The sequence below is a fragment of the Noviherbaspirillum sp. genome, assembly GCF_035944575.1.
In the GTDB taxonomy this organism is placed as follows: domain Bacteria; phylum Pseudomonadota; class Gammaproteobacteria; order Burkholderiales; family Burkholderiaceae_D; genus Noviherbaspirillum.
The window spans coordinates 1-15,866 of sequence record NZ_DASZBA010000204.1 but is presented as its reverse complement, the minus strand read 5'-3'; the positions used below and the strand labels follow the sequence as shown (position 1 = coordinate 15,866).

At 62.0% G+C, this 15,866-nt stretch carries 19 protein-coding genes; 5 read left to right on the top strand and 14 right to left on the bottom strand.

All coding sequences use genetic code 11. The features are described 5' to 3' along the window. Positions 1–465: 465 nt before the first annotated feature. Genes VGU61_RS16255 through VGU61_RS16245 form a run of 3 tightly spaced genes read left to right on the top strand, consistent with a single transcriptional unit; the run spans position 466 to position 1,856 of the window. Positions 466–822, top strand: a complete 357-nt coding sequence (locus tag VGU61_RS16255; protein WP_326860250.1) for an aminoacyl-tRNA synthetase — start codon at positions 466–468, stop codon at positions 820–822. 12 nt (positions 823–834) lie between these two features. Beyond that, positions 835–1,116, top strand: a complete 282-nt coding sequence (locus VGU61_RS16250; protein WP_326860249.1) for a hypothetical protein — start codon at positions 835–837, stop codon at positions 1,114–1,116. 47 nt (positions 1,117–1,163) lie between these two features. Continuing rightward, entirely contained in the window at positions 1,164–1,856 is a 693-nt protein-coding gene (locus VGU61_RS16245; RefSeq protein WP_326860248.1) for an SOS response-associated peptidase, read from the top strand. Here VGU61_RS16245 and VGU61_RS16240 read toward each other — a convergent pair. Further along, entirely contained in the window at positions 1,840–2,070 is a 231-nt protein-coding gene (locus VGU61_RS16240; RefSeq protein WP_326860247.1) for a hypothetical protein, read from the bottom strand. The genes VGU61_RS16245 and VGU61_RS16240 overlap by 17 nt on opposite strands. A 297-nt stretch (positions 2,071–2,367) precedes the next feature. On the opposite strand from VGU61_RS16240, the gene VGU61_RS16235 reads away from it, so the two are divergent. Both VGU61_RS16235 and VGU61_RS16230 read left to right on the top strand, forming a co-directional pair. Further along, positions 2,368–3,093, top strand: a complete 726-nt coding sequence (locus VGU61_RS16235) for an aspartate/glutamate racemase family protein (protein ID WP_326860246.1) — start codon at positions 2,368–2,370, stop codon at positions 3,091–3,093. Between the two features lie 61 nt (positions 3,094–3,154). Beyond that, positions 3,155–4,165, top strand: a complete 1,011-nt coding sequence (locus tag VGU61_RS16230; RefSeq protein WP_326860245.1) for a D-cysteine desulfhydrase — start codon at positions 3,155–3,157, stop codon at positions 4,163–4,165. A 13-nt stretch (positions 4,166–4,178) separates the two neighbouring features. On the opposite strand, the gene VGU61_RS16225 is transcribed toward VGU61_RS16230, so the two are convergent. The 13 genes from VGU61_RS16225 to VGU61_RS16165 form a co-directional block, all read right to left on the bottom strand. Further along, a complete protein-coding gene (locus VGU61_RS16225; RefSeq protein ID WP_326860244.1) occupies positions 4,179–4,727 on the bottom strand; it encodes a DUF2939 domain-containing protein in 549 nt (182 codons plus the stop codon). A gap of 142 nt (positions 4,728–4,869) precedes the next feature. Further along, complete coding sequence (locus VGU61_RS16220; protein ID WP_326860243.1) at positions 4,870–5,544, bottom strand: prepilin-type N-terminal cleavage/methylation domain-containing protein; 675 nt, start codon at positions 5,542–5,544, stop codon at positions 4,870–4,872. 84 nt (positions 5,545–5,628) lie between these two features. Beyond that, complete coding sequence (locus VGU61_RS16215; protein ID WP_326860242.1) at positions 5,629–6,726, bottom strand: sensor histidine kinase; 1,098 nt, start codon at positions 6,724–6,726, stop codon at positions 5,629–5,631. Beyond that, positions 6,719–7,327: a response regulator gene (locus VGU61_RS16210; RefSeq protein ID WP_326860241.1), complete on the bottom strand. Its 609-nt coding sequence runs from the start codon at positions 7,325–7,327 to the stop codon at positions 6,719–6,721. The genes VGU61_RS16215 and VGU61_RS16210 overlap by 8 nt, the downstream gene beginning before the upstream one ends. Next, on the bottom strand, positions 7,324–8,046 hold the full coding sequence (locus VGU61_RS16205) for a hypothetical protein (protein ID WP_326860240.1): 723 nt from the start codon (positions 8,044–8,046) through the stop codon (positions 7,324–7,326). The genes VGU61_RS16210 and VGU61_RS16205 overlap by 4 nt, the downstream gene beginning before the upstream one ends. Position 8,047: 1 nt before the next feature. Next, positions 8,048–8,812 carry an ABC transporter permease gene (locus VGU61_RS16200; protein ID WP_326860239.1) on the bottom strand — a complete coding sequence of 255 codons (765 nt, stop codon included), beginning with the start codon at positions 8,810–8,812 and terminating at the stop codon, positions 8,048–8,050. 151 nt (positions 8,813–8,963) lie between these two features. Continuing rightward, entirely contained in the window at positions 8,964–9,599 is a 636-nt protein-coding gene (locus tag VGU61_RS16195) for a hypothetical protein (protein WP_326860238.1), read from the bottom strand. 15 nt (positions 9,600–9,614) lie between these two features. Next, the gene (locus VGU61_RS16190) at positions 9,615–11,048 is read right to left on the bottom strand and encodes a type II secretion system protein (protein WP_326860237.1); all 1,434 of its coding nucleotides are present in this window, start codon (positions 11,046–11,048) and stop codon (positions 9,615–9,617) included. Between the two features lie 258 nt (positions 11,049–11,306). Continuing rightward, positions 11,307–11,714, bottom strand: coding sequence for a hypothetical protein (locus tag VGU61_RS16185; RefSeq protein WP_326860236.1), 408 nt, complete (start codon positions 11,712–11,714; stop codon positions 11,307–11,309). Between the two features lie 9 nt (positions 11,715–11,723). Further along, positions 11,724–12,431 carry a hypothetical protein gene (locus tag VGU61_RS16180; protein WP_326860235.1) on the bottom strand — a complete coding sequence of 236 codons (708 nt, stop codon included), beginning with the start codon at positions 12,429–12,431 and terminating at the stop codon, positions 11,724–11,726. Continuing rightward, positions 12,419–13,963: a hypothetical protein gene (locus VGU61_RS16175; RefSeq protein ID WP_326860234.1), complete on the bottom strand. Its 1,545-nt coding sequence runs from the start codon at positions 13,961–13,963 to the stop codon at positions 12,419–12,421. Before VGU61_RS16175 ends, VGU61_RS16180 begins: the two co-directional genes overlap by 13 nt. Positions 13,964–13,966: 3 nt before the next feature. Then, positions 13,967–15,172, bottom strand: coding sequence for a type II secretion system F family protein (locus VGU61_RS16170; protein ID WP_326860233.1), 1,206 nt, complete (start codon positions 15,170–15,172; stop codon positions 13,967–13,969). Continuing rightward, positions 15,172–15,866: GspE/PulE family protein (locus VGU61_RS16165; RefSeq protein ID WP_326860232.1), on the bottom strand; the 695-nt coding region annotated here is incomplete at its 5' end. The genes VGU61_RS16165 and VGU61_RS16170, both read right to left, overlap by 1 nt.

Sequence of the window (15,866 nt, the reverse complement as noted above, 5' to 3'; positions counted from 1 at the left end):
GCGCAGAAGCAATTCAAAAATCGACAGTTTGATGTTTGTTGAAGTTGAGGTTTTTTGATTAAAAAAACAGAAACCGAGGAGGAGGTTTTGGTACTGGTGCGCGGGTGATGCTGGAGGCGGGATGTGGCCGATGAAGCGTGTGGGTAAAGACGATCTGCGAGAGTGATCGAGCTGACAGACATCATTGGCGTCAGTGCATAAGCGTTTTTCTGTGACTGTACAAGCTGAGAATTTCGCTCACTCTCTGCAAGGCTCCTTCGCCCTCATAGGGGGAAGAAGCTCTACAGAGGTTTGTCGAAGACGCCGAGCTGTTCAATCCATCCGAGCCTGTTGAAACCTCGCCGCCACAATCGTGTCAGAGTAGACATGAACCAGGCGCCGCACGACTGTGCATTCCGGCAGAGCCGAAATCAAAAGCCGCGGAGGTTCACCAAACGACAATGATGAATTCTGGAAAGGTCCGCCATGCGCATGAGTGACGAAGAGTATTTCCGCAGTTGTGTCGCGAAGGAACGGCATCTCGCGCATCTTCTTGGTCACCATGAAATCGAAGAATTCTCGGACGATGCGGGGACCTTGTGGGAGAACACCACCGCACTGCCGAAATGGACGCGCGACTGGAATGCCTGCGGATCGCTGATCGCGACGTACAACATCGCGATCGGTTTCGGCAAGGATCCGCTGCATCACAATGAGGACGGCGTCATGGCCGGCGCGGTCATGGTGCCGTTCTCCGATCATCCGACGAAAGAGCGTGCCATCATGTATGCGATCGTGAAAGCGGTCATTCATCAACTCGAACATGCAAAGCCCTGCCGTTAGGCGACCAAGTCCATGGAAAAATTTTTGATTCAGAACGAATTCGGCGAAGCGCAGGAACTGGTCGGCGAAGAGATCGTGGTGCCGGAATTCGAGGAGCTGCAATTCATCCTGCATGCCTGGCTGTATGACAAGCACGGCGGCTGGGCAGTGACCGAGCGCTCATCCGGCAAGCGCATCACCAGCGGTCCGCAGGGCACCGAGCATACGGCCCAGGATCAGCTTGAACGGCAGCTCAAGCTGCACGGCAAGGATGCACTGATGCGCGTGCTGGGCAAGGGAAGATTATCGAGCTGACGCCCCGTTTCCCGCCGGCGTCACATGAATGTTCAAGGAGGATCGAGATGTGCGGACGGATCACCCAGCATCGTTCTCCCGATGCGTATGCGCGGGCAATCGGATGGCCGGCCCGGTCGTATCGCGCCGGGGCAGGAGCGCGCGCAGCCAACTGGAACGTGCCGCCCGGCTCGCATCCCTGGCTGATGCATACGCTGGAGGATGACGAAGGCCGCATCGAGCCGATCCATTGGGGATACCGGCCATCCTGGGCAGCGGAAAAAGGCTTGCCGATGGCCATCAATGCGCGCATCGAAAAAGCCGCGACCGGCGCGTTTTTTCGTGGCCTGTGGAAATCCGGGCGCGCGATCGTTCCTGCGGACGGCTGGTATGAATGGACCGGCGAGAAGGGACATAAGCAGCCCTGGTACATTCGCCTGAAAACCGACCGCCCCATGTTCATGGCGGCCATTACCAGCTATCGTCCCGACAAGGAACCGACCGACAACACCGGCTTCGTCATCGTGACCGCGGCGGCCGAAGGCGGTCTCGTCGATGTTCACGATCGCCGGCCGGTGGTGTTTTCCGAGGAAGATGCCCTGCTTTGGATGGACAATGGTTTTCCGCCCGAGCAGGCGGAGCAACTGGCCAGATCGGTGGCACTGCCGCCGGACGCGTTCGAGTGGTATGAGGTCGGCACCGAAGTCAACCGCGTCGGAAACAATGGCGAGCGGCTGATCCAGCCTAATGCAGTAGCCTGACGGTCGTGCCGGTCAATTCCAGTTCCCGTTTCGACACGCCTTCCATCAGTCCCGCCATCACCTGTTCGGGCGAATAGCCGTGTGAGGCCGACAACGCGCCGGTAATTTCTTCCACCTCGCGCCCCTGCGATTGCGTCACTCCCATGCGGACCAGTTCACCCTGGATCGCGTTCCACATGGCGATGGAAGTCTGTTCTTTCGGTTGTTGGGACATATCTGCTCCTTATGCAACGGACCTTCGGGCCCAAATGATTGATTTGCGGATTTATTGCTCTACGTCATAGTGCTGTAAAGAATCGCCGCTATGATCCTGACATCTGCTGCACATGCAACCGATATGCCTGGTGGCGGAAAGGCACGCTTTGCCCGAAGAGACACGGGAAGGCGTGCCGACCATCGTTTTCCACATTCCTTTCCTCGCCCGTTCCACCCTCCTGCGGTACTTCGAACCAGACGCCTGCTTCATAGGACGCCCTACGTTAAAATTGCGTCTCAACGAATGGGGAATCGAATGAACGGCATACTTGGCGTATTAGGTGGAATGGGGCCACTTGCAACAGTGGATTTCTTTCACAAAGTCGTCGAAGAAACGCGTGTCAATGTGGATCAGCAGCATGTCCCCGTCATCATTGATTCCGTACCGCAAATTCCCTGCCGCGTCGCGGCGATCCTGAGCAACGGCGAATCGCCTTTCCCCCATATGCTCGCCGGCCTGCAACGGCTTGAGCGAGCCGGCGCGGAATGCGCGGTGATCGCCTGCAATACCGCCCACTTCTGGTACGACGAACTCGCCGCAGCCAGCGGCATGCCGATGCTGCATATCGTCGATGCGGTGGCCGATGAACTTGCCCGTCATGACGCCATGCAAAAGCCGGTCGGTCTGCTGGCCACCGAAGCTACGCTGAGCGCGGGCATCTATCAAAAGCGCCTTGCCGACAGAAATGCCGACTTCCTGCTGCTGTCCCCTGACGAACGCGCCGAGCTGATCCTCCCGGCCATCGCGATGGTGAAGCAGCACAAGCTCGAACCCGCCGGCCGCCTGCTGGAAAAGGCGATCGGTCTGCTGCAGCAGCGCGGGGCCGGCGCCTGCGTGCTGGCCTGCACCGAACTGCCGGTGGCGCTGGCGGCGGTCGGCTCGCCACTGCTGTCGCAATCGATCGATGCATCCCGCGCGCTGGCGCGTGCTTCGGTGCGCTGGTCGATGCGCCGCCGGCAGGAAATCGCCGCTTCGGCATGATGCCGGACCCCCATTCCCGTTCCGCCATCCCTATGCTTCACACCACAAACGGAGACTAACCATGCATCTCGCGCGCTTCCCCCGTATCAAGCTGGCCCACGGGCCGACACCCTTTGAACCGATGCCCAACCTGTCGAAGTTCCTCGGCGGGCCCAACCTGTACATCAAGCGCGATGACTGTACCGGCCTTGCCAGCGGCGGCAACAAGACCCGAAAACTGGAATTCCTGATGGCCGACGCGGTCGCGAAGGGGGCCGATACCGTGATCACCCAGGGCGCGACCCAGTCCAATCATGCGCGCCAGACCATCGCGGCGGCGGCGAAGCTGGGACTGGACTGCCAGATCCTGCTGGAGCGGCGCGTATCGGACCTCGGCGACGAATACGAGCAATCCGGCAACGTGCTGCTCGATGAAATCCTCGGCGGCACCATCGCCGGCCGCCTGCCCGCGGGCACCGACATGGCGAAGGCAATGGAGGAGCTGGCCGAATCCCTGCGGGCCAAGGGCAAGAAGCCATACATCATTCCGGGCGGTGGGTCGAACGCGATCGGCGCGCTCGGCTACGTGGTCTGCGCGCAGGAATTGCTGACACAGTCGTTCGACGCCGGCGTGCGCATCGACCATGTCGTGCATGCCACCGGCAGCACCGGCACCCAGGCCGGGCTGGTCGTCGGCCTGCATGCGAGCAACAGCGGCATCCCGGTGCTGGGCATCAGCGTGCGCGCGGCGAAGCAGCAGCAGGAGGAAAACGTCTACAAGCTGGTGCGGGCGACGGCCGAGCATATCGGCCTCAAGTCGGACATCCCCCGTGAAGCGGTGGTCGCCGACAGCGACTATGTCGGCGGCGGCTACGGCGTGCCGACCGAGGGAATGATCGAGGCGATCCAGCTGACCGCCCGCATGGAAGGCATCCTGCTCGATCCGGTGTACAGCGGCAAGGGGATGGCGGGCCTGATCGCGCTGATCCGCGCCGGGCGTTTCAGCAAGGATGAAAACATCGTCTTCATCCACACCGGCGGATCGGTGGGCCTGTTCGGCTACCGGAATACCTTCCAGAAAACCGGCGGTTGAGGTACAGGACTGTCTAAGCCGCCATGTCGATGGCGGCCAGCTTCCATGTGAACAGGCCGTATCGGCGCAGGGTCAGCGTCGATACCGGCTTGCCGTCCCGGGAGATCATTACGTCGTACCGGGACAGCGATTGCCAATCCGATGCGTAGCTGATTTTCCTGCCTGCCGGCTGATTCTCCGCCGGCTTCTCGTCCACCGGCCTGTCGCGGCGGGCGCGGGCGTTCGCAGCGGATTCCCGCGCGCTGTAACCGTCGAGCACCAGGTCCAGTCCGACAGGCGACACGATCAGGTCCACCACCGGACCGATCACCATCCCGCCGATGATGTTGCCTACCTCCGATGACATGCCGGTGCGCGATTCGAGTTGTCTGATCAGGTCGGCTTTGACGGATTCCCGAAGCGCCGGAAAATCGACCAGCGCATTGAGATCGGGATAGCGCTTGTCGTTGATCGCCTGGTGGATGGCCGCCAGGGTGGCCGCCGGGCGGGTGACGAAGTAAGCGATTGCTCCGGCGGTCAGGGCCAGCAGGAGCAGGGCGGAAAGAAGGGAGCGTCTGAGCATGGTGGGTGGAGCTTAGCATCCCGCTATGACGGTGTGTCGTCTCCATTCGGGGCAAACGAATATTTCTGAGGGTTTTTCAGTTCGCTGCAGGTAATAAAAAAGCCGGGCTGAAGCCCGGCCTTTTGCTTAATCAAGCCATGCATTAAATGGGACGGCAAACAGTCCACGGTGTGAGAGTAGCCGTTTCATTGTAAGCCGCATCAGCAGGAACTGTAGTTGTCGGTGCGAGCGGATTAGCGGCTCCGGTGCTGCCTCTTAGGCTACCGGCGCTATTGCCAATATTTGATGCCGGCAGGGCCCCATCAACGGTAGTGTCGATTCCGGCTGCTTGCTTGGTGCTTAGTCCAGATACGCAAACAGCAGGACCAACCATACCGTATGCGCCAACAGTGACAGCAATTAATCCACCTGTACCAGCACGTGGTAAGCCAGCAACTCCTGTTGCTGTGGGATCACCCGCAGTCATACCAGATGCACGTAATGAACGCCACAAAGCTGGCTGTTCACCGCCATTGGTGAATGCTTGGGCAGGAGTAATTCCAAGTGCTCCATTCCCATTGCCGAATGATCCACCTGCCCAGCCTCGCGCGGTCAATGTCGCGGCGACTTCGTCACCTGGAATAGCACGATATCGATCAAAGTAGGAATTGTAGGCTGCTGACACCCCATTCATGTCATTCACCACCGACTTGATCCGGCTGTTTTCGATCATTTCCTGGCCTTTCAGTACGCCGCCCAGCAGCAGGCCGATGATGACCAGCACAATGGCGATTTCAACCAGCGTGAAGCCGGATTGACTTCTTTGCATTTGTTTCATGTTCTCTCCCATGGGATATTGAAGACGGTTCTATTGCTACGGATCAAAACTTACCACAACGCAATATCCCTGCAAGATGTCTATTTAATTTACATGTGGAAACATCGCCGCAGATTCGGTGCTGGAGGCGGGGAAGGCGATGTGGAACTGAAGGCTTCCTTGCCCGGTGCGGCGCGCATGCAGCGACGCATTGCATGCCGCCAGCCGTTGTTTTGCCTGGTACAGCCCGATGCCCAGCCCGGCCGGGTGGCTGCTCCAGAACGGTTCGAACAACCGTTCCATATGTTCCACAGGCGGCGCATCGATTGCTTCGATGGCAACATCCGTGCCGCCGTCTCGGGCGGTAATGGTGACCCGGATCGCCGGCCTGCCTTGCCGCTCACGCTCGGCGAGGTCGCTGTAATTCTTGAGAATATTGTCGAGGGCGGTGTCCAGCGTGTTTTCCGGCACCTGCACCCGGGCGGACCCGGTGACCGAGCAGTCCAGGCGGTACAGCGCACACAGGGTCCGGATCTCCTCCTCCAGAACTACGGTGCGCGACGATGAATCCGATGGCCGTCCGTCGGTGAGCGTGCCGACGATGCGGTCGGCCCGGTTGCGCATCATCGGCGCCGCCGTGCGCAAGTAGTCGAATACCTGCTGTTCCCTGCCGGGCGGGACCGACGCAAGCTGGTCGGCCATGAGCTGGATGAATTGCGCGATGTTCTTCATGTCGTGCTGCAGAAACAGGTTGAGCTTCGACATCTGCGCAAAGGTGGTATCGGTTGCGTTGGCCTTGATCAGCATGTCGGTGCGCAGCAGCAGCAGGAAGGTGGCGATGAGGTTCTCGCCGAAATAGCGGCGCTCGCCGCGCCGGACCGGCTGGTACAGCGTGATCGACAGACTGGTCTCGGCCACATCGATCCGGTGTTCGATGCATTGCCCCTTTGCCGTTCCCGCCCGCTCCTCGATCACGACGCCGAACCAGTCGAGCCGCCATGCGATGCCCGCCAGCCCTGCCTGCGACAGCAGCGGCCAGGCGTTGCGCAGCAGGGCAGGGGTGTCGAAGCGATGCTGTTCGTTGAGCCGGATCAGCGCAAGGCTGATGCGGCTGGCATTGCGCGCCTGGTACCACAGCACCGCCAGCACGGCGCCGATAGTGGCGCCGACCAGCAGCAGGTAGAGCTGGATCTGCTCAATCATCGCGCTCGATGCCGAACTTCTTCATGAAGTAATAGATGTTTTCCCGCTTGACGCCGAGCCGCTTGGCGCTCTGATACACGTTGAACCCGGTTTCCTTCAGGATCTGTCGCACCAGCCGTTCCTCCGCATCGTCGCGCAGGCTTTTGAGACCCTCGCCGATCTGCGCATTCACCGCGATGCGGGTGATGCCCTCGCGTTGCAGTTCGCTTTCCTTCTGCAGGAACAGCACGGCGCGCTGCACCGCCCGCAGGATGGTGTCGGCCGATGCCGGTTTGGCAAGAAAATCGAACGCACCTTCGCGGATCGCTTCCAGCGCCGCCGCTTCCTGGTCCTGGCCGGTCAGCACGATGGTCTTGACCGTCATGATCTCGGCGTCGATCGCCCTGAGCGTGGCAATGCCTTCGATAATGTCGTGTGCATGCGGCGGCAGGCCGAGATCGAGGATCACGATGCGGATGCCGCCGTCTGCATGCAACTGGCGCAGCGCCTGCTCGCGGCATTCGGCCTCATGGACCCTGAAGTCATGCAGCTCCAGCGTCCCGCGCAGCATCATGCGCAGCGCAGGATCATCTTCCACCAGCAGGATGCCTGCGTCCGTCATTGCGGGGCCATCCGGCCGGTCGGCTGCTTCCCCATCGCTTTCAGGCGTTCATCGAGGAAGCGCAGCTCATGCGGGTCGGTGATCTGCCCGCTTTGCAGCAGGCCGCCGATCAGGATCTTTGCGCTGTCGATTTCATTCATGTCTTCCAGCACGAAGATTTCCATCTGCCTGGCCCAGTTCGGCACGTTCCTGCCGGTTGCCTGTTCACGGATCGCCCGCGCATAGCGGCGCGCCAGCGGCAGATCCTTCAACTGGTGCTTGGCGACGATGGTGGCATGGGCCAATGCCGGCCATCGGCGGTCCGGGTCCTCCGAAAAACGCCGGTGGACAAACGCAAGCATGCGCCGTTTCCTTGCTTCGTCGGACACCTCCGCATACAGGCGGCTGGCGGCCAGCAGCGGGTACTGGCCACGCGGGTCGAGTTCGACCACCCGGTCCAGCCAGGCTTCCAGCGTGACGTAATCGAGTTGCCGGAACGGCAGGCTGATGCCCGGCTGGTTGTCGAACGCCTGGATGTAGAGCATGAGAAGCTTGCCCAGGCCGATGGGTTCGCCGATGCTGGCCAGCCGCAGCGTGGCGGCGGTGGGCGCCTGCGGCAGCGCCTGGGCGGAGGCTTGCGGCCGCGGAGCGAGTGCATGCCAGCCGATCTGCAGCGCCAGGCCGGCCCCGAGCAGCGCGAGCGCCGCTCTCGGAACGCAGGAGACGGGACGTTCGCGCATGCTAGATGTTCCTGCGGTAGAGATCGAACAGCGCCGCGCCCGCCGCGAGGCTGAGGAAGATCGCGGTCTGGGCGAGCAGGCCGGGAAAGTCGCTCCAGGCGCCGGTGTGATACACCAGCCATTCGGTGCGGGTGAAGCGGTCGAGGTGCGGCAGCAGCATGGCGATGCCATCCATCACCATGTTGATCACGCCTTGCGACGCGCTGCCGCTGCCGGAGGCATGGCCGATCAGCTGCAGGGCGGCAACCGAGCGCGCCATCAGGTAGAACGCCATCACCGCGCTCAATGCAGTCATCACCTGGTTGAAAGTGATCACGCACAGCAGGCTGAACGCGGCGATCAGCCACAGCTCGCACAGCAGCGACAAGGTCCAGAGCGCCGCCTGCACGCCTGGCGCGAAGAACAGCATCAGGCCGCCGAACAGTGCTGCCGGCAGAAGCGCCAGCATGCCGAAGCCGGCCAGCTTGCCGAAGTAATAACCGGCGCGCGGCAAGGGCAGCGCAAGGATCAGTTCCAGTCCCTTGTCGTTGAATTCGCGGATCATGCTGGTGACGATGAAGGTCGCCAGCAGGAATACCGACGCGAAGCGGGCGAAGGCGGCAAGGATCGCGACCTGGACCTGTCGGCTTTCGGCGATCGCCAGTTCATTCAGGAAGCCGCTCAGGCCGATGCCGGCGACGGCGACGGCGAAGAACAGCCAGACCAGCCGGTTGCGCAGGGCTTCGAGCAGGGTGTAGCGGGCGATGGTGTGGATTTGCTGCAGCATGGGAATGGTGGTGATGGAAGTTCTGTGTTGTTTTGTGCTGACTGCTATGACGATTCGCTAGAAACTATCACTGAACTGCTCCTTCCCCTGGTAGGGGAAAGGAACCTTTCTGAGATTGACCGCAACGTTGCCCAACTACACCGCAACCCAACTACAACGGCGTCGCGAAAGCGGCAACCACATCTTCATTAAGACAGAAACCCGCCGACGCACGCGCATTGCCGCTGGTGAGTTTGCCGTCATCCAGTTTCAGATCCGCCTCCGACAAAATGTCGCAGGGCAGGTTGTCGAATTCAATGAGGTTGCGGATGGTGGCCGGAATCGGATTGTCGCCGGCGGCGGTCACCGAGCCGGCCGCGGCGGAATTGCCGACGATGCGTACCGTACCGAACCGGCTGTTCAATTTTCCGTCGCCGCGAATGAATCCCGCATGGAGCAGATGCAGCGGGGCCGAAACGGATTCGGCGACCGGCGAGGGATTGCCGCCCGACGGGGCCGGGATGTCAAGGATGCCGTTGCCGTTGCCGCCCGCGCCGACATTGGGGATTTCATTGACTTTCAACGGCCAGTCTCCCGGCAGATAGTGATACCGGTCGCGGAATGCATGCGCGGCGGACGACAGGTCCTTCGCCATGGCGAGCACGTCCTTCGCCTGCATGCTGCGGATCAGGGAACGGCCTTGCAGCACGGCGCCCAGCAGCAGTCCGATCACGACCAGGACGAGGGCCGTTTCGATGATGGTGATGCCAGCCTGCCGGTGCATCGCGGCGACGCGGTAGGCGCTCATGGCATGCCTCGCGGATCAGGGAAGTTTGGCATCGATCGTCCCTTTGCCGACGTAGTCTAGGATGTCGTCATACCCGAGGCGCGGATCGGTGAACGGCGGCACCGTCAAGGGAGCCTTGACGAAGCTGCCGGTGGCGGCGAGGTTGGCCACTTCGTTGGTGCCGAGGCAGGCGGGCGCGACCGGTGTTACAGGCGTAACGGTCGCCACGGTGGTGCAGGCGGCGCCTACGCCTCCCGAATTATTGAAGAAGGCCGTGTTGTTGCGGCCGAGCGAATAGACGACGAAGGGCGCGTCGTTGGCGAGCAGCACTCCGGACTCGTTCCTGACGGTGATGTCGCCGTCCTGGGCGCGGAAGGCATTCTTGTTCGGCGTGTTGGTGAGGTTCTTCGTCACCCGGTACTTGTAGCGATTCGGAATCGCCACGGCGGCCGGCGGGGCCGTGACCGCCCAGGGATCGTTGGCCGGAACGCTGAGTGTCACCCATGGCACGTTGCCGATTTCGCAGTTGTTGTCCGCCACGCCGTCATTGGCGCTGGCGCCGTTCGGACAGCCGGGCTTGCCGGAGCCGTCGCTGTCGGCATTCGGCAGGCGGCTGTTATTGATTGCATAGCCGATCAGGGCGTTCTTGATCTCTTCGATGTCGCGCGCGGCGATCGCCGCCTGCTCCTCGTAGGACCGCAACGCCTTGGTCTGCAGCGCCGGCCCGATCAGGTCGGACGGTTGCAGGACCAGCAGGATATCGTCGAAGGTGCCGCCGGTGGCCGTTTCGCTATTGCTGAAATCGCGCGTCACATAGGTGACGTTGCCGTTGCTGTTCTCGACTTCGTCCACGCCGACGGGCAGCGTGTTGCGGGTGCCGCCGACGGTATAGGCGCCCAGGGCGGTCTTGCCGTGCGATGCCAGCACGACGACCGCGTTGCCCGTGAATGCGGTCAGGGTGCCCGCCGCGTTGCGCGTATTGACGGTGATGCCCCCCTGGCTGCCGGCGCTGAAGCTGGCGTTCAAGGTCCAGTTATACGGCGCGGTCGATACCTGATAGCTGAAGAGGTTGCTCCAGCCGTCCTGCGCAAGCTCCCGGGAGATGCCGAGCGTGGCATACGGCACCACGCCGAAGGCGCTGGAGCAGGCGGTGGTGGTATTGGGTGTCGGAGGCGGCCCGGCGACCGACGCGGCGGCCCGGTCCTCGATGCCGTCGAAGGCCACATTCGGTGCGTTCGCCGCCGGGTTGTCCGGGCAGGGCAGGCGCCGGTTCTTGGCCAGATAGGCAACCAGTGCGTCGCGAATGGCTTCCTGCCTTTTCTTGGTGGACGCGACGGCGGTGCTTTCGAGCTGCGCGGACAGCGTGGCGACGCCGAGCGTCATCATGATGCTGACGATCAGCACCACGATGGCCATTTCGATCAGCGTGAATCCGGCTTTCGAAGAAGGAACGCGACGGTTGGCGGGCATGGGAAATATTGGTTTGTAGTAACTGTGTATATTACGCCTGCACGGATTTATGGCAATCGTTATGCGGGCGGGGTGTCAGGTTCAAAGATCATTTGTTGTTTGTCGCTGTGCGGATTTTGTTTTCTACTCCGGTGAAGCCCGCATACTGCCGCAAGGTTCCCTCTCCCTGCTCACTCCTCGCTCACTCCTCGCTACCTCCCGCCGGGAGAGGGAAGGAGCCTCACGGGGGGGTAGTTCAGTCTTCACTCAACCATGGGGTTACTGCCCCTCCCGCACCACTCCCGTGATCCTGTCCACCGTCTGCCCGGGCTTCACCCGCACCTGCTTCCCCGATTCCACTTCCAGCGTCACCGCAGCCGGCTTGCCGCGCTCCCCTGCAACCAGCACGCCTTGCGAAAGCTTCTTCCCTTCCTGCGGCATTTCATTGATCCATGTGGTCGACCGGCCGCTGCTGGCCTTGACGATGCCGTTGACGGTGAGCTGCACGTCACCCGGCGGTTCGACGGGCTGTTGCCCCGGCTCGACCGGTGCCGGCGGTCCATCCTTGCGCAACTTGTCCAGTGCCGCGCGCTCGGCCGGCGTGTAGAACAACCGGCCCAGGACTTCGGGTTCGGCGCCATGGGCGGCGAACGATGCGGTCAGCAGGAGCAAGACGAAAGCGCGCATATCAGGTTCCTATTGCGGGGCGGACGCGCCAAGTTCGGCGCTGGTGGCGGCCGGCGCACCGAGGGTCAACCAGTACAGCTTGCACTCCGCCTCCAGCGCCGATGGCGGAAAGGTATCCGCCGCTTTGCCCGTTCTCACCAGCACGCAATCGACCGGTACATAAAAGCCGCTTTGTTTCAGGTCGCCCAGCAGATTGATCAGGTCGCCTTCATGCCACAGCGTCAGCCGCAGCGTCATTTGGCTGCCGCGCAGTTGAAAGCTGCCGATTGACGTCGCCGGATCAATCTGGAACTGCTGCTGGGCAGCGATCTCGTAGGTCACCGGCAGGAGGCCATGGTTCTCCTGGCTCTTCTGCACAAACTCGATCCAGTCCAGCCGACGTTCATTGCCGACGAAACCGCGCTCCCGCAGTTGCACGAATTTGGGCTGCGATTCCTGCGCATCCTGTTTCTCGACAGTGGCCTGCTGGTATTTTTCGAACGCCTGGTTGCGCACCTGCTGGGCATTGTTCTTCAATTGCTGCTGGCCCCGGTTCAGATAGGCCGTTCCGCCCGCCAGCATTGCCGCCAGCGCAAGGCTGACGCCGAAGACGATGCTTGCCTTGCGAATGAATGGGAAATCGTCCTTGAGAAAGGACGGTTCGTCGACGACATTCTTGCCGCCGGCAGTATCTTGCTTCGAGGTGGGCGTGGTCTGGGCCATGATCAGGGCTTCCACACGAGTTTCAGCGCGAATTCCGCCTTGATGCTGGCATCACCGCTGCCGGCCTGGCCCTGCAGGGTGACGGCGGGACTGGTATCCAGCGGCGCCCGGCTGATCGTGATCTGCAATTGCTTGTTCTTGCCCAGCTCGGCCGCCAGCTGCTGCACATGGCCGAGCGCAGCCCGGTAGTCGTTATTGAACGGCACGACTTCGCCCTCCAGCAGGACGACCTGCTGCGGCGGTTTCGGAATGCCCAGCATTGCGGCGGACGGTGCGGCCTCCGGCGCGGCGGCCGGGTCGGCGGGTGCATCGCCTTCCTTCGCCTGCCAGTGCAGCCGGTTCAGCTGGAGCTGCGGCACGGTATCGAACGCCTTGCCGATGATGCGCAGCAGTGTGGCCGGTTCAGGCGCGTTCTGCGACAGCATGCGGTCGATGTCCACCGCGAGCTTCATGTCGTTTGCATTGGCCACGATCGCCGGCATGCTGCTGATCAGCGCCTGATACCGGGCGTCCGACGAGCGGGTTTCCGTTTCCAGCCGGCGGATTTCCTGCGACGCCTCGTAGGCATCCCAGCTGCTGGCGCTTGCCGACAGTACGCCGCCGGTGAGTGTTGCGGCGCTCAATGCGTAGAGCGCGACGCGCGCCTGCCATAGCCGGTAGAACCGGCTCGATTCAGGCAGCGCATAGTGGCCCGTCGGGGCTCTGCGGGCGAGCAGGGACAGGAACAGCGGTTCGCAGAAACGCGGCGCTTCGTGAAACTTCAGACGAAGCAGGCCGGCTGCTTCTTCCGGATCGACGAAATGGTACGAGGCGTCCGGCGTATCTTCGCAGCGCTGACGCAGTTCGGCGAAATTTTCGGCGGCGGTAACGATGAGGATGCCCACCCGCTCGCCGCGTGCGAGCTGCCGCGTGCTGGCGAGGAACTGGCGTGTCTTCGTGGTCTCCTTCACCACGACATCGGTGAAGCTGTCGAAGCTGAATTCGGCCAGCGGCGTCAGCCGGCTGAAGCGCAGGCGCCCGTCGTGAAAGTAACTCTGCCGCAGGCCGCCCGCCTGATGGGTGAGCAGAAGGATCGGTCCGCTACCTGCTTCCAGCTTGTCGAACAGCAGGGGACCGAGCAGCGCAAACGAGTAGATGCCGGCCAGCGGCACCTTGTGCCTGAGCAATGCATGCAGCCATGGCTTGGGCAACTCGACGTTCGTAATGGCGCTGAACAGGAAACGGTCGTCCTTGCGGCCTTCCTTGTCGCGTCCCTGGAAACTGGCATGGCTGTACGGCGTCTCGCGATAGAGCTGGCCGAGCTTGCGCTGGATCAGCGTGCGGCGTGCCTTGCCGAGGACGTGCGGAATCGTGTCGCGCTGAAAATCTTCTTCGATCAGATCGGCCAGCAGGCTCGCGGGCAGATTGTCGGCATCGGCAAGAAAATCGGAGAACATCCGCCAGCCGCGCTCGTCATTCTCGAACGCCGCCTCGTCGGACAAAACTCGGCCGTCCCACAGGTAGGACGTCAGCCGGATGTTCGTCAGGTAAAGAAGTCGCTTGCGCACGGTTCAGACCTTCACTTTGCTGATCGTGTCGTAGATCGGGCCCAGCACCGACAGCATGATCCATCCGAGAATGAGGCCGAGAATCACGGTCATCACCGGTTCGATCAGCGACTGCACCTTCTCGATCATTTCCTTGATCTCGCGGTTATAGAAATAGCTGACGTTGCGCAGCGCCGTATCCATCGAACCGGTCGCCTCGCCGACCTTGAGCATGCGGATCACCAGCGGCGGGAATATCTCGATGCTTTGAAACGCGGCGGTAACGCCCTGGCCGTCGGAGATCGCCTGCCGGGCACGCCGCAGGCCGTTGGCAACCACTTCATTGGCGACGATTTCCTCGCACAGGCGGATGCAATCGAGGATGGTGATGCCGGATGCATACAGCAGCGCGAAGAACGTGGCGAAGCGCGCCAGGATGATCTTGTACAGGATCGGCCCGATCAGGGGGATGCGCAGCTTGTATCCGGCCGCCTTGTAACGTGCCTCGGCACTGTTGTGCAGCAGGAGCTTGATACCGATGAAAAGCATTACCGGCGTCGCGAGCACCGCATACCAGTAGTTGATGAACACGTTCGAGACGAAGATCAGCGCCCTCGTGTGGAACGGCAGGTCCTGTCCCATGCTCTTGATGAATCCGGTCAGCTGCGGCACCAGGAAAATCATCAGGAAGACCGTCACGCCGAGGACGATGGTGCCGACGAAGGTTGGATACATGAGTACCTTGCGGGTCTGCGACGCCAGCTCGTCCTGCCATTTCAGGTTGTCGGCAAGGTTCCTGAACACCTCGGTGATCTCTGCGCTCTGCTCGCCGGCCGTCACCAGGCTCGTGAAGGTCTTGTCGAAGATGTGCGGATGGCGGCCCATCGCTTCGGACAATTGTGCGCCGCCCTCGATGTTTTCGATCAGGTCGGCGACCACGCCGCGAAAGCGCGGATTGTCCATGCTGTCGCGCAGGTCGCCCAGGCCTTCCAGCATCGGCACGCCGGCGCCGGACAACTGTTCCATGTAAAAGCAGAAATTGATCAGGTCCTTGCGGCTGACCTTGCCGCGCCGCTGGCGGAATGCCTTCTGCCCCTGCAGCTTGCAGTCGATGAGGTCGAGCTCCATGCGCTTGAGGCGCAATTCCAGGTCGGGCAGGTTGGCCGCCTCCATGGTGCCGCGCACCATCTTGCCGGCGGCATTCATCGACTGGTAGGCGTAGCGTGCCATCAGCCCAGCCTGTCGGTCAGGTCGACCACGCGCGACACCTCGTCCAGCGAGGTCGAGCCTTCCAGCACCCGGCGCACGCCGTCCTCCACCAGCGGGCGGAACCCGTTGGCCAGTGCGGCGCTCTTCAGCTCGCGCGGCGTGGCGCGGCGGGCGATCAGGTCATCCATGTCGCCGTTCATCTTGAGCAGCTCCATGATCGACAGCCGGCCCTTGTAACCCTGGTGGTCGCACTGCGGGCAGCCGACGGCGCGGTACACCGTGGCCGGCGGGTGGTCGTCCTTCAGCCCGAGCAGGCGCCGTTCCACTTCGTCCGCTTCGTGCGGTTCCCTGCACTTCAGGCACAGCCGGCGCACCAGCCGCTGGGCGATGATGCCGATGATGTTGCCGGACATGATGTCGGGCAGGATGCCGATATCGAGCAGGCGCGGGATGGCGCCGATGGCGGAATTCGTGTGCAGCGTCGAATACACCTGGTGGCCGGTCATCGCCGCGCTGAATGCCATCTCGGCGGTTTCCTTGTCGCGGATCTCGCCGACGAGAATCACGTCCGGATCCTGGCGCATCATCGAGCGGATGCCGCTGGCGAAGCCCATCTTCGCCGACTCGTTCACCGAGGTCTGGCGGATCATCGGCATCGGGTATTCGACCGGATCTTCCAGCGTCATGATGTTGACGCTCTCGGTGTTGATGTGGT

What these genes read in the sequence shown, in the direction of transcription:
- VGU61_RS16250 (WP_326860249.1), top strand. Translation starts at nt 835, where the DNA reads ATGGAAAAATTTTTGATTCAGAACGAATTCGGCGAAGCGCAGGAACTG.
- VGU61_RS16210 (WP_326860241.1), bottom strand. Translation starts at nt 7,327, where the DNA reads ATGACGGACGCAGGCATCCTGCTGGTGGAAGATGATCCTGCGCTGCGC.
- VGU61_RS16205 (WP_326860240.1), bottom strand. Translation starts at nt 8,046, where the DNA reads ATGCGCGAACGTCCCGTCTCCTGCGTTCCGAGAGCGGCGCTCGCGCTG.
- VGU61_RS16240 (WP_326860247.1), bottom strand. Translation starts at nt 2,070, where the DNA reads ATGTCCCAACAACCGAAAGAACAGACTTCCATCGCCATGTGGAACGCG.
- VGU61_RS16185 (WP_326860236.1), bottom strand. Translation starts at nt 11,714, where the DNA reads ATGCGCGCTTTCGTCTTGCTCCTGCTGACCGCATCGTTCGCCGCCCAT.
- VGU61_RS16200 (WP_326860239.1), bottom strand. Translation starts at nt 8,812, where the DNA reads ATGCTGCAGCAAATCCACACCATCGCCCGCTACACCCTGCTCGAAGCC.
- VGU61_RS16255 (WP_326860250.1), top strand. Translation starts at nt 466, where the DNA reads ATGCGCATGAGTGACGAAGAGTATTTCCGCAGTTGTGTCGCGAAGGAA.
- VGU61_RS16220 (WP_326860243.1), bottom strand. Translation starts at nt 5,544, where the DNA reads ATGAAACAAATGCAAAGAAGTCAATCCGGCTTCACGCTGGTTGAAATC.
- VGU61_RS16190 (WP_326860237.1), bottom strand. Translation starts at nt 11,048, where the DNA reads ATGCCCGCCAACCGTCGCGTTCCTTCTTCGAAAGCCGGATTCACGCTG.
- VGU61_RS16215 (WP_326860242.1), bottom strand. Translation starts at nt 6,726, where the DNA reads ATGATTGAGCAGATCCAGCTCTACCTGCTGCTGGTCGGCGCCACTATC.
- VGU61_RS16235 (WP_326860246.1), top strand. Translation starts at nt 2,368, where the DNA reads ATGAACGGCATACTTGGCGTATTAGGTGGAATGGGGCCACTTGCAACA.
- VGU61_RS16170 (WP_326860233.1), bottom strand. Translation starts at nt 15,172, where the DNA reads ATGGCACGCTACGCCTACCAGTCGATGAATGCCGCCGGCAAGATGGTG.
- VGU61_RS16230 (WP_326860245.1), top strand. Translation starts at nt 3,155, where the DNA reads ATGCATCTCGCGCGCTTCCCCCGTATCAAGCTGGCCCACGGGCCGACA.
- VGU61_RS16225 (WP_326860244.1), bottom strand. Translation starts at nt 4,727, where the DNA reads ATGCTCAGACGCTCCCTTCTTTCCGCCCTGCTCCTGCTGGCCCTGACC.
- VGU61_RS16195 (WP_326860238.1), bottom strand. Translation starts at nt 9,599, where the DNA reads ATGAGCGCCTACCGCGTCGCCGCGATGCACCGGCAGGCTGGCATCACC.
- VGU61_RS16245 (WP_326860248.1), top strand. Translation starts at nt 1,164, where the DNA reads ATGTGCGGACGGATCACCCAGCATCGTTCTCCCGATGCGTATGCGCGG.